Origin of the sequence: Paenibacillus agaridevorans (assembly GCF_018604145.1) — a bacterium.
Taxonomy (GTDB): Bacteria; Bacillota; Bacilli; order Paenibacillales; family Paenibacillaceae; genus Pristimantibacillus; species Pristimantibacillus agaridevorans.
Genome location: NZ_CP075889.1, coordinates 3,494,829 through 3,508,026 on the forward strand (window position 1 = coordinate 3,494,829; position 13,198 = coordinate 3,508,026).

General features: G+C 39.1%; 11 protein-coding genes and 1 tRNA gene. 1 reads left to right on the top strand and 11 read right to left on the bottom strand.

The features are described 5' to 3' along the window. Positions 1 to 32: 32 nt before the first annotated feature. From KJW29_RS14840 to nrdR, 11 genes are all read right to left on the bottom strand, one after another. The gene (locus KJW29_RS14840; protein ID WP_214630368.1) at positions 33 to 1,058 is read right to left on the bottom strand and encodes an HNH endonuclease; all 1,026 of its coding nucleotides are present in this window, start codon (positions 1,056 to 1,058) and stop codon (positions 33 to 35) included. Positions 1,059 to 1,070: 12 nt separating this feature from the next. After that, the gene (locus tag KJW29_RS14845) at positions 1,071 to 1,580 is read right to left on the bottom strand and encodes a response regulator (protein ID WP_214630369.1); all 510 of its coding nucleotides are present in this window, start codon (positions 1,578 to 1,580) and stop codon (positions 1,071 to 1,073) included. Position 1,581: 1 nt separating this feature from the next. Next, the gene (locus KJW29_RS14850; protein WP_214630370.1) at positions 1,582 to 4,050 is read right to left on the bottom strand and encodes a sensor histidine kinase; all 2,469 of its coding nucleotides are present in this window, start codon (positions 4,048 to 4,050) and stop codon (positions 1,582 to 1,584) included. A 24-nt stretch (positions 4,051 to 4,074) separates the two neighbouring features. After that, positions 4,075 to 6,033: an N-6 DNA methylase gene (locus KJW29_RS14855; RefSeq protein WP_214630371.1), complete on the bottom strand. Its 1,959-nt coding sequence runs from the start codon at positions 6,031 to 6,033 to the stop codon at positions 4,075 to 4,077. Positions 6,034 to 6,823: 790 nt separating this feature from the next. Further along, a complete protein-coding gene (locus tag KJW29_RS14860) occupies positions 6,824 to 7,024 on the bottom strand; it encodes a hypothetical protein (protein ID WP_214630372.1) in 201 nt (66 codons plus the stop codon). Between the two features lie 1,186 nt (positions 7,025 to 8,210). Then, positions 8,211 to 8,286 (bottom strand) — tRNA-Ala (locus KJW29_RS14865). 208 nt (positions 8,287 to 8,494) lie between these two features. Continuing rightward, positions 8,495 to 9,283, bottom strand: a complete 789-nt coding sequence (gene pstB, locus KJW29_RS14870) for a phosphate ABC transporter ATP-binding protein PstB (RefSeq protein ID WP_087568079.1) — start codon at positions 9,281 to 9,283, stop codon at positions 8,495 to 8,497. Positions 9,284 to 9,358: 75 nt separating this feature from the next. Then, the gene (pstA, locus tag KJW29_RS14875; RefSeq protein WP_087567919.1) at positions 9,359 to 10,201 is read right to left on the bottom strand and encodes a phosphate ABC transporter permease PstA; all 843 of its coding nucleotides are present in this window, start codon (positions 10,199 to 10,201) and stop codon (positions 9,359 to 9,361) included. A 5-nt stretch (positions 10,202 to 10,206) separates the two neighbouring features. Beyond that, a complete protein-coding gene (gene pstC, locus KJW29_RS14880; protein WP_246608727.1) occupies positions 10,207 to 11,109 on the bottom strand; it encodes a phosphate ABC transporter permease subunit PstC in 903 nt (300 codons plus the stop codon). Between the two features lie 116 nt (positions 11,110 to 11,225). Then, positions 11,226 to 12,131: a phosphate ABC transporter substrate-binding protein gene (locus KJW29_RS14885; protein ID WP_108992766.1), complete on the bottom strand. Its 906-nt coding sequence runs from the start codon at positions 12,129 to 12,131 to the stop codon at positions 11,226 to 11,228. A 200-nt stretch (positions 12,132 to 12,331) separates the two neighbouring features. Beyond that, on the bottom strand, positions 12,332 to 12,811 hold the full coding sequence (gene nrdR, locus KJW29_RS14890) for a transcriptional regulator NrdR (protein WP_087567916.1): 480 nt from the start codon (positions 12,809 to 12,811) through the stop codon (positions 12,332 to 12,334). 120 nt (positions 12,812 to 12,931) lie between these two features. Here nrdR and KJW29_RS14895 point away from each other — a divergent pair, with 120 nt between their 5' ends. After that, entirely contained in the window at positions 12,932 to 13,156 is a 225-nt protein-coding gene (locus KJW29_RS14895; RefSeq protein ID WP_108992765.1) for an alpha/beta-type small acid-soluble spore protein, read from the top strand. Positions 13,157 to 13,198 lie beyond the last annotated feature (42 nt).

Below are 13,198 nucleotides of genomic sequence, written 5' to 3' on the forward strand. Positions count from 1 at the left end.
TATTAATTTGTTACATAATTCTACTTTTTAGCTCAACATTTCTTACTACTGTTTAAAGCTACTGCCGCTTGAAGTTCAGCAAGATTTAATGATTCACCAAATAGAATACTATATGTATCTTTTGTTATCACATCTGCCGAATTGAATGTAAGAACATTACCACTTTGGGGTGGATTAGAGTAATATATTGTACCATCTGTTTTATTAACTAGTAAACAAATAACCTTGCCCATTTCCTGATTCCAAATCGTCACATTATCACCAAAAACATTTATCGTTTTCCGGCCATTTCTAAATACACATTTCTCAACATATTCGACATAACATTTCGTTGAGTATTGTCCATATTCTAAAATATAATCTAATTCATTCTCATCATAAATCTTAGATAAAGTAATTCCTGTATCAATATCCCTAAGTCTTTCAGCCAGGATAATCTCTTCTTCATCAAAAACCTGAGATTTATAGTATGGTCCAATTAATCTATATTCAATTTCAGAATGCTTTTGTTTCAAATATGACATCATATTTGCATTTTTTTCACATTCAAAAACAGCTTCTAAGTCCTTCATCATTTCCTCTAAAAGTGCTCTTTCAGTATTCAATGAAATATTTCTTGCATGTCTTTCTCGTCTAATTTCTCTATGTTTTCTATTGTCCAATTTTATTGTATTAATAAAGATTTGGCCTTCAGGAGAATTAGATATTAATTTAAATGTTATAAGATCCGGAGTAATTTTGATGTGGTGCTCATCTCCAAAAATATTAACCATGCAAGGGTTTAATAAATTTTCATCCCAATTGTCACTCTTACCTGATCTTCCATTACAAATACTACAAGAGTAGTATAAATTATTGTAGTCATCTATATCCGACAAATGAGAGAATTTTTTTTTAGGTCGGAAATGATCTATTTGAAAAAAATTATAAGATGCAATATTCTCAAATTCGTGTTGCCCACAATACGCACATCGATAATTAAAATCAAATCGCAAATATTTCTTACATTTACTATGGAAATAGTTTATTTTTCTTGATTTTCTTAAGAATTGTGACATCGAAACCTCCAACTATTCTCTGGGAAGTAAGCTTTTTATTGTAGCATGAATCTCTTCAAGTTTCTTAATTTCAATATCCGTGTTTTCTTTTTGTGCTTTTAAAGCTGCTTTTACATGTTCTGTATTTTCTATAGATCGTTTCAATAGATGGGATCTTTTTATTCGAGAGATTATATTCTCTCTTTCTTCAAAAAGATCACCTTTCTTAACAGTTTGATCAAAATCAGAATAAATTGAAGAATGTGCAATTGTATCGTTTGTAAGCAATAAGATATGAATATATGGGTCTTGTTTTCTGATATCTTCTAATACATTAAACCCATCATACTTTGCACCATCTTTATCAAGATGCCTATCAATTATCACAAAATCCACTTCATTTTGACATATGAAATCGTAATACTCACTTGGAGTATCGAATAGATCAACTCGTATAAATTCAATCTCACTGTCTTCAAGCATAGTACTATACATATCAATATTTGCAGGATCATCATCAATATAAATCCCTTTTAATTTCATGTTAATCCTCCACAGGGAAAGTAATTTTAAACAATGCTCCATAATGAACAAGGGAGTTTGAAACTGAAATTGTTCCCTTATACTTTTTTATAATGTCTTTGACTATTGTCAAACCTAATCCTACGCCCGTATCCTTAGAGGTATGAAATGGATTAAAGATAATATCTTCGTACCCTTTTGAAATCCCTTTACCGTTGTCCTCAAATAACAACTCGAAATGCGATTCTTTCAATTCTGTTCTTATGTTAATTCTTTTATTTTTCGTTTGTTTAAGCGCCTCGAACGAATTAGTCAAAAGATTTATTATTATTGATTCTAAGTCTATTTTGTACATTTTAAAACTAGTTTTATAATCTGAGAGATTGAGCAATACTTCAATCTTTTGAGATTCTATTACCCCGTTATACACATTAACTACATTCTGAATAATATCATTCGTGTAAATATACTCTGCTGTACTTCTATTGCTTTTTCTTACGAAATTAATAATCAATTCACTATAACCCTTCAAACGTCCTGCATCATTAATTATTGTTTTCAACATGTTCTTTTGAATGTCGTCACTTATTTTATGATTTACAAAGCTAATCCCATTATATATACGATTTATTATATCAGCTGTTTCATGACCAAAAGAGCCCGTCAAGATACCAAGGGTTGCCAAATTTTTGTAAATGTCAACCTCAGTCTGTTTCGATTCTATCAGATCAATAGCTTTTGTGTAAGTTTCATTATGACTTTTAATTGCTTCCCTATAAAAATTAAGATCGTCATGGGTCTTCTCAATTAATGTGTTTGCTATACTTATTACTTCTTTTCTTGTCTGGATATCAGGAATTGCTTTTTCTATTTGCCTTAAGTTCTGATTAATTATTTCTTGTCTTTGTTTGTTTCTTTCCAGCTCTTCTTTGGTAAGAGCGGCATCGTATAAATCCTTTTTCTTTTCAAGTTTTGGAAGAGAGTCAATATTCTTATCATCTTGAATATCCTTATAACGTTGAGTAGATATAAGATTTGTACACTCCAGAACAAAATATCTCAAATCTTCAAAAGCTGTATTTTCAATAATCCCTTCTCTATTTGTTGCATCAATTAATGCCGGATTATCTCTTTCAGTTAATAGTATTGTACCAATCACCTGATTATTACCTATTCTAAAGCCGTGGGTATCTTTAATTTTAACATTATCTAATAGCAACCAATCATTTCCTACTTCACCGTATGGTTTCACTCTGAAACCATCTCTATATATTTTCACTCCACAATATTCTTTTAAAATATCTCTTGCTTGCGCAAAATTAATACTCTCATCTTTTAGTGAAGGTGCTTCTATTAGAAACTGATATAGTGTTAATTTAACATCTCCACACAAAAGAGCTCTGTCCTGTACAAACTCAAACGGAAGTATTGTCCCATCTCGTTTTCGATAAGAAATCTTTATTAGTTTCCCATTATCCGATACTTCTGCATCTATTTTAACTGTATATAAATCAAGGATATTATTAATAATTAAATCATCATCAAGATTGAACTCTTTTGCATCAATCACAGGTTGAAAAATATTATTCTCATAAATTTGAGGAGAAACTAGCAGTCTCATTTCTTTTTTCACTTTATTTATATCTTTTAATGTCCATTCATGTCGTAAATAATTAAGTTTAATAATTAATCCGGTTGGTCTATCCTTACTAACATTTACTCTTTGGTGAAAATCAGCTAATAGTTTTTTATTCAGCATTTCTTCTTCAGTAGATAATTCTTCTATTTCATGTCCAATCTCCTCAATTTTATCATCATCTTCGTTATTTTCTTCATATTCTTTAAGTTTATCTAATAACCTATCCCCGATAAATTCATAAAGTTCTTTATTATTTAGAAACATTTTATAATTTAGTGATTTTGAATCCATTTTTTCCAAAACAAGATTATGTATTTCACTTGGAACTTTATGATTAAGTAAGATAAATTCAATTTGTCTCTTTAAAAAATGTGCACTATCTTTATCATTACTGTCTTTTTTTAATAACTCTAGACGGTGCTTCAATGAATTTAAATCCAAACCCTCATACTTGTTCCAGTTAATGATAAATTTAAATGGATCCTCATTTTCTGGGAATGAAATTATTTCCACCATTTCCGCCAAACTCTCAACTGAAAATCTTCCAATACCTTTCTTACCAGCTTGTTTCCTTCCCTTTGGGCTATATAAACTTTTCAATTTATTATTAGTTCCAATAACAGCCCATTTTTTATACACATCTTTTCTTGTCATACCCGTTCCCGTATCGATAACACTAATACTTGGCTCACCGTTTAGAATATTATTAAAAGTAATTTTAACACCTTCTGCATCAGCATCATAGGAATTTTTTACTAATTCAACTAGCGAAGTAACTGAATTAGTCATAAGTTCACGGCCCATTTGTCCTACGTGTCTAGCACTTACTGTTAAGTTAAATAAAGCATTCATTTTCAATCCCCCTTTGTACTCAAATCATCTTCTATAATTTCTCACTATGTCAATCTCAGAAGATGATAGAGCATAGTTTTCGTAAACTATCTCGTCCAAAATATCGATAGCAGTTTTTGTAAGATTTCCCTCCAATCGGCTTACTGCCTCGATTATAGCATCTTGATGTCTATTCGCTATTGGAAGTAAATTTAGTTCAGACGAAGACACTTGTGTATTTCCATTTTTCACACTAAATAGTACATTTAACAATCTGGAATTAATTATTCCAAGATAGAAGTTCAATGCATTTGTGTCTACTTCCTGAGATTTGACGTTTTTTTTATACAAGAAATTTAAATGATTTTCTAATAGATATTGAGAATTATTCACAATAAAATCATCATTAAATTTGCATGCTTTAATACGCTGCAAATCTTCAAAAGTAGAAGTTCTTTGAACGATAAGTTTCTGACCGGTCGAGATCATTGATCCAATACGATCACTATTAGAAGCAAATTGCTTCTTACCTATTTTCTCATTGTAAATATCTTTAGTAATAAAATTAAATTTTTCAACATAACTTGCATAAACAATCGGAATAGTATCTAGACTTTTTTGTTCTATTAATAAATCCTTATGTTGATTCCAAACAAAGGCGCCAGTACCAAATAAATAATCTCCATTTTCTTTTAAATTAGTAGAGGTATTATAAATTTTTTCAATCAGTCCCAAGATACTATCAGTGCTCGGTATAAAAATGAAATAATTATACCTTCTGTCCATGATTATATTGTCCATAGATGTTTGAAAGGAGGTTGTTTCCTTATCTTGGTTGTCCACTTTACTTATAACATTCACATCTTTTTTTGCTCTCATTGAATTTTTTACTGTTAGAATAACAACAGCTTGTTCAACATCTTTAAATATTTTTTTTCTTGATTTAAAGCTTATTAGGGATACTAACTCTAATTTAGACAATATCTCTCTAAGCTTCAAAAAATATAAGCCTGATTTAAAAGATTGCGGAATAATGAATGAAACCATACCATTTGTTGAAACATGTCTAAGCGCCCAATATAAAAACAAACCATATACGTTTGGTTGCCCGTATATTATTTCACTATAAAATGATAATTCTTTATTAGTTGTAGTTTTAAAGTAAGGGGGATTTCCAATAATCACATCATAATTTCTGTTTTCTGTATCCATCAATGTATTTCGTAAAATTACGTTAGGGAAGTTACAAAATTCTTCTAAAAAAATTAGTAGCTCTTCTTCTCCCTTAATGTGTTCTATAAGACTAAAAGTCAAATTAAGCTTGGTCAGCACAACTGCGAATGGATTGATATCATTACCAAACAGATTTTCATATACATACTCAACTAATTCCATACCTGAACATTTTTCTTCCATTTTCTTTATTATCCGTGTTAAAAACACTCCAGCCCCACAAGCAGGATCTATAATCTTCCTATGCATTACAACTTCATCAAAATCTATATTTGCTTCATAAACTATTAAATCAACAATCTCTTTTGGAGTGTAAAATTGACCTAATCTCTTTTTTTCATTTCTATCTAACAAAGATTCATAAAATTGCGAAATGTAATCCTCAGAAATTGAATGGATAAATTTATCATCGATTAAGTAGAGAACTTCAGCTTTAAGTTCGTCCGTTAATTCATACCATGAATAAAACATGTCAGTATCCAACTTTTTTGCTAGATACTCAATGGGTATTACCCTATTAAACTTATATTGAATAAACCCTGAGTACAGATAACATAAAAATACAAAGTAAGAAGTTTCATTAATAAAATTAACTCTGAGTTCATTTTCTTTTAACTTATTATTATTCAATGATAAGTCTTGCACCTTACTTTGATACAAATTGTAAGTCTCATTATTTTCCGATGCATTTTTTGAAATATTTTCTTTTATCCTACTTAATAAATCATGTAACGGAGATATCGAGTTGTTGATATTAATTTTCAATTTCACTGACCTTACTTCCTCGTTTGTCATATAATGTCCACTATGATTATTCTATATTAATAATATCATTTCCTACAGTAATTGAGGAAGTAAAAGGTTGAACTATTCGCAACCTTTATAATCCCAATAACTGATTTTGATACCTATGGATAGAAGACTTTAACGATGCAATCGATTTTCAAATAATTTCATACCACTGCTGCCCTTATCCGAAACGCAAATCGTAAGAAATATGTCTGAAGTAACTTCTAGCAAGCCATTGTAGAGCACGTCAAAGCATTGGTCGTAATTTACACTCTCTGAAGTCGTCGGCAACTTGTCTGTATGCGACACCTTGTCTAAAGATATGTTGACATCATGATAATACAAGAGAGATTGAAAAAGGTCTTCAAGTACTTTGACACAAAAACGCTGAATATTGCGTATACCGCTTTATTAGATAGGTTTCTTGCGTAGGAAATGGATCTGTTCCATTCAGATTATAACGAAAATTAGTTACTATTTTAGTACCAGGAATAATGTGAGTATCGCGAAAAGCGTGGGTTATTGAGGAGAGGTCAGGAAGGCGTTGTTTAAGAAGTGTGGATCTCACGCTGCGCAGTCAGCAAAGACTTCGCAGCAGATTCTGTGCCGAAATGCACCTGAAACCTTTTGCTTCACCTTAATCATGCGGAGGTTCAATCCGTCTGATTATTTCCGAAGAGTATGCAGGGTTGCTTAAGAAAAACATAACTCCCTCCTTGTAAATCATTAAGCGTCTCCTAAGTTACCTGATTACTCTTGATTTAGTGTCATTTTATACATGTTTTTCCCTTACTTTATCTTGTGTCCATTCCTGCTCTCCATCTCTTAACACGGCATCATGCCGCATAAAGAGGGGATCTAATGACGGTGTATCGAATGATTTCTCCTCCATACGGGAGGCGAGTGCCATTACCCAGTATGCCTGGAGCAGCTCGCTCATCACCGAACCACTGGCGTCCATTATGCTCAGCAATGCCGATACATTCCCGCAGCAGATGGGCAATACAGAGAGCATTTTGGTATGAATATTTCTCGCTGAAGTGAGATTTCAAGCAATCATGAATTTATGACAGTCCACTTGTATTTGGGCAAAGTCCCGATCTCATTGAAGGCTTGGATAGCTTTCTAGGCATACAAACGAAGCAATGGGTAAGCCACGTCGGCAACATGTGATACGCATGCAAATAAGCTTCCAAGAGCCAAATCCTTGTTCTTATTGTGTAGGAGCTTGCAGGTGTGACGAAAAGTAGCGAACTACTTCCGCCCACAGCGATCCCCCCCTTCTCTGCTCGGGTTTCTACGGTCCGAATCCGAGGTGCGGGAAAGGAAAGTCAAACAATTGGCCCCGTTCGAGCCTCTCACACTTGGCATCGACGAGCGCGTGTCCGCAGTCGAAGCAAGCTGTCAACTTAAGCACAATTGTTTACAATGAGGAGAATTCAAGTGTTTTAGACGCAATAAATCTTCTTAAGCCATTTCAATTTTCATTCAACTAAGTTGAGATCTGGAGAGTACTTCGTCTGGAAAACAACTGTAGAAGAGTTCGCACTATGAATCCGGCCGTTATCCATGAGCATCACAATTTCACCTTATGGGTATGTCTTCAAAACTGCATTTAGAAAGTAGAAAAACACCTGATGTCATAAGGTTCACCATTACAAATTATAACACCCCTATCTCGAAATTTGCAGGACGGCCATTTTCATGGTGTAGGTGATCATCGCATGTCTAAACAAATCTTATGTATCAGAACGGGCATACATTTCTCCGTATAGTTTTACCCTAATTTTTTTGGCCAGTTTAAGGGTCCAGGTTGTCATACAGGTGAGCATGTAAAACGACAAGTTCACAATAAGCGTGACTTATCAATACACGACAAGCTTTTGAGTCATAGCTGAATATTAACCTTCTTACTGTAGGTCTGCCATTTTAGCTTTCTAGATTAAATTTTCTGATTGAAAAAATCAAGATTTAGCAAGCCCTATTTCATCAGATGGAATCTTGCTAATAATATAAGCATTTGACTGTAACATAATTGTCAGTAATTTCGTCCCCATTCTCGTCCCCAAGATCGACAAATCAGTCAGACGCACGAATTTATATTGATAAATGAATATAAAAAAACCCTTGCTACGCAAGGGTTTTGAGGATTTTAAGTTTGGTGGAGCCTAGGGGGATCGAACCCCTGACCTCATCGCTGCCAGCGATGCGCTCTCCCAGCTGAGCTAAGGCCCCGTGTTATTGTGGCGACAAGAAAGATCATACCATACAGCAGGAATTTTTGTCAATTCTTTTTTTGTACTTATTTCTGATATGCCTTCAACACATTTTATCGTAATATTATTCTATTCCGCACATCGCAGTTTCCCGCCCCTTTCAAGGCAATTAGCCCTCGTCCTATGGGGATAAGGGCCGGCCTTATATGGGGATGGATGACGGACAATTAACCGAACTTGCCCGTGATGTAATCCTCGGTTTGTTTGTTGGAGGGGTTTGTAAACACTTTGCTTGTTACGTCGGTTTCGATGATTTTGCCGTTCAGGAAAAACGATGTGATATCGGAGATCCGGGCAGCCTGCTGCATGTTATGCGTTACGATAACAATCGTATAGGATTGCTTCAGTTCGTTGACTAGCTCTTCCACTTTTAGCGTCGCAAGCGGATCAAGCGCGGATGTTGGTTCGTCCATAAGTACGATCTCTGGCTCAACAGCGAGCACGCGAGCGATACAGAGACGTTGTTGCTGACCGCCGGACAATCCCATTGCGGAGGAATGCAGACGATCCTTGACTTCGTTCCAGAGTGCGGCTTGCGTTAAGCTGCGTTCCACGATTTCGTTCAGCTGAGCTTTTTTCTTGATGCCGTGAGCTCTTGGACCGTAAGCAATGTTGTCGTAGATGCTCATCGGAAACGGATTCGGCTTCTGGAACACCATACCGACTTTTTTGCGCAGCTCGACGACGTTAACCGACTTGTCGTAGATGTTTTCGTTGCCGATACGAACCTCGCCTTTGATAGATACGCCCTTTACAAGGTCGTTCATACGGTTAAGCGTACGTAAGAATGTGGATTTACCGCAGCCCGAAGGACCGATAAGGGCCGTAATTTGTTTCTCCGAGATATCGAGATTGATTTTGTGCAGCGCCTGGAACTCGCCGTAGAACAAATCCAGGTCTTGAGCTACGATTTGCGGAGCGGAATTTCCGGTCTCGACTGTATTGCCGGCCGGCACTGCGCCGCTAATGGATTTTATTTGAGTGGTAGCCACGTAAATCCTTCCCTTCTAGTCTGTATTGTTCTACGAGTTCTAAGAGAACCGCTTGATCAATCTGCGGAATAACCAGGTTGCCGTCAAATTGATGATAAGAATCAGCACGATCAGCACGGCTGCCGTTCCGAATGCCATATCCATGGCTCCCGTCTCCATGGCGACCATGTAGAGATGCAAGGACAACGTTCGACTTCCGTCCAGCAAGGAATTCGGGATAAGAAGCGTCCCGCCCAGCGTCAGAAGGAATGCTGCCGTCTCGCCGACAACGCGTCCGATCGACAGGATCAACCCTGTAATGATACCTGGCATTGCGGTTGGCAGGATCAAACTTTTGATCGTCTGCCACTTGGTCGTGCCCAGCGCGAGACTGCCTTCACGAAGCGTGTCCGGAACAGCCTTCAGCGCTTCCTCGGACGTTCGAACGATGGTAGGCAATACCATGGTCACACCAGTCAACGAAGCCGACAGAATCGACCAGCCACCAGTGATCGGTTCAAGCAAAATAACAAAGAACGCAAAGCCGAACAAGCCGAAGACGATTGAAGGAATACCTGCGAGAGCTTCCGTTGCGAAGCGGATCATGGAAGTAAGTTTGCCGCGCGCCGTGTACTCGTTAAGGTAGATCGCCGCCCCTACACCGATAGGAGTAGCAATGATCATCGTGGTCCCGACCAGATACAAGGTACCTACAATGGCTGGGAATATACCGCCCTCCGAACCCATTTTGCGAGGATTCGAAGTCAGAAATTCATAGTTGATCATGGAGACGCCTTGACTCAGGATGTAGCCGATAATGAAGATTAGCACCAACACCGTCAATAAGCCGAGTCCGCTAAGGCAAGCAAAAGCGATTTTTTGGTTTCTGACTACATTGTTCATAGTTTTTACTTCCTCGCTTTCCGGCGTACCAGCAGTGTCGTGACGGAGTTTAATACGATGATGAACATAAACAATACGATACCTGTGGCAAACAGAGCTTGTTGATGCTCCGGTCCTGCATAACCCATCTCAAGAGCGATGTTTGCGGTCATGGATCTCGCAGGCGCGAACAATCCCGTCCAGTCCATTGCAGGTACTAGCGGCGTATTGCCGATAACCATAATGACGGCCATCGTCTCGCCGAGCGCGCGTCCAACACCTAGTATGACTGCAGTAATAATACCGGATTTCGCAGCGGGTACAAGCACTTTGTAGATCGTTTGCCAGTGGGATACGCCAAGCGCCAAGGAACCTTCCTTGTACTCGCGCGGAACAGCCTTAAGGGCGTCCAGCGAGATATTGATAATGGTTGGCAAAATCATAACGGCGAGTATGATGGCGGCCGTCAAGATCGAGTAGCCCGTCTGGTAGTTGGCTGGCAAATATTCTGCAAGGGGCCCCCGCTCAAGACTCGAAATGACGCCGCGGACGGCGAACATTCCGAACAAGCCGTATACAACGGATGGAATTCCAGCCAGCAGTTCAACAGCGGGAATAATAATCCGGGATATTCGTTGATGAGCAATTTCCACAAGATAGACAGCTACTCCCACGCCCATCGGGGCGCCGATAAGAATAGCCACGAAAGTTACGTAAATCGTACCTACGATCATCGGCCAGATGCCATACACCTGATTCGTAGGGTTCCACACCGTTCCGAATAATACATCGACAATGCCATATTTGAAAAAGATGGGCATACCTTCGATAAAGATGAACACACCGATTAACAATACGCTAAATACGGCCGTAATGGCTGTTATGAACAACAAGGTTTTAACAATTTTCTCTTCCAGGATCCTACTCAACGACAATCCCCCCACGTCCAGCGGTCAAAATCAGTCAATCTCAATCTCCATAACAAGCGCGGAGGATAGCGCATGATCTGCTATCCTCGCGATTGCCATTCTTGCATAATGGATACTTATTTTACGGTTACATAACCGTTTTCTGCTACGATTGCCTGTCCTGCGTCGCTGAGAACATAGTCGATGAAAGCTTGAGCTACTGCGCTAGGATCTTTGGAATCGCCAACCAGGAAGTTAAATGGACGTTGGATCGGATAAAGGCCGGATTTGATGTTTTCTTCAGTCGGCTCGTGCTCATCGACTTTAACGGCTTTAACGGAATCGTTCAGACCGCCGGTGGAGATGTAACCAATTGCGTTAGCGTCTTGGCTTACTGCTTCGCGAACTGCGCCAGTCGAGTTCTGGATGATCGCTTCAGCTACGAAAGGCTCTTCGCCAAGCACGATCTCGCCGAAAGCGTCGCGCGTGCCGGATCCTTCTTCCCGGTTGATAACGACGATGTTGCCGTCTTTGCCGCCAACTTCGCTCCAGTTCTTGATTTGACCGGAGAAGATTCCTTTAACTTGATCAACTGTCAGGTTTTCTACTTCGTTAGCGGAGTTAGCTACAACCGCGATACCGTCGATTGCGATCACGATTGGCTCGATGCCAGTCTCATCGTCTTTAATGGCTCTGGAAGCCATGCCGATATCGGCTGTTCCGGCTTGTGCTGCTTTTACGCCTGCGCCGGATCCGCCGCCGGATACTTCGATCCGTGCATCGCCGTTTGTACCCATATATGCTGTTCCAAGCTCTTCCGCAAGTGGTTGTACGGACGTGGAGCCCGCTACCGTTACAGACCCGCTAACCTTTGTTTCCGGGGATGGCGAAGCTGCTTCCGTCGGAGCGTTGGTAGGTGCGTTTGTCGCCGCGCCGCCCGAATTATTCGTATTGTTGCCGCCGCAACCCGTTACGATCATGGCCGATGTTACTACTGTAAGAATTGCCCCCGAGAACATTTTTTTCTGTTGGATCTTTTTCATTGGTTTCATTCCTCCACCTTTATATTTGTTGGCTACAAACTGAATTATAGAGAGCTTTTTTAAAGCGCGTATATGCGGAGTGTAAATTCAATGTAAAATGTATGCTGTTTGCATGAAAACTTTGTAATCGTCCTGTAACAAAAAAAATCCGATCCCCGAAGGGAACGGATTTTCATTTTTGCATATGTCGAATCGAGTAATTACGACCGGTCTCCGCCGGTCAAAGGATGTTTAGACAATAGACTGTTCAGTTCCTTCATGAACATGTCGATATCCTTGAACTGACGATAGACGGAAGCAAAGCGTACGTACGCCACCTCGTCTACGGGATACAGCTGGCTCATAACTATGGTGCCGATATCGCTGCTGTCGACTTCGGCGACTGCCGTCGTCCGCAGCTCCTTTTCTACCTCGGAGACGATGACCTCGAGCCGTTCGACGGACACGGGCCGCTTCTCGCAAGCGCGAATTAACCCGCGCAATATTTTGTCGCGGCTAAATTCTTCGCGGCTTCCGTCTTTCTTGATGACGATAAGCGGCGTCTCCTCAATCATCTCGAATGTTGTGAACCTGCGGCTGCACTTCTCGCACTCGCGGCGGCGGCGAATCGACTTGTTTTCGTTGGCAGGTCGCGAGTCCAGCACCTTTGTTCCGGCATAATCGCAATACGGGCATTTCATAGGCTTGGCGCCTCCTTTCTAAATTTTTATCATTAATTCTTTTTTTGCCATACCTTTCCTGTAATGATATTTGGAATAACGCACATAATACAGTTACCAACCGCAAGGAGGTGAACATCAATGAGCTCGAACAACAGCAGCAACAACCTGTTAGTACCACAAGCGACAGCCGCTCTGGACCAAATGAAATTCGAGGTCGCTCAAGAGCTGGGCATCGCGATTCCGCAAGACGGCTACTACGGCAACATGGCGACGAGAGACACAGGCTCCATCGGGGGTTACATCACGAAACGCCTGGTCCAAATCGCTGAGCAATCCCTGGCTGGCCAAGCAGGCCAACGTTAATGTTGATTTATTAAGCTCGTATGTATAACAGAGGTCTTGAAG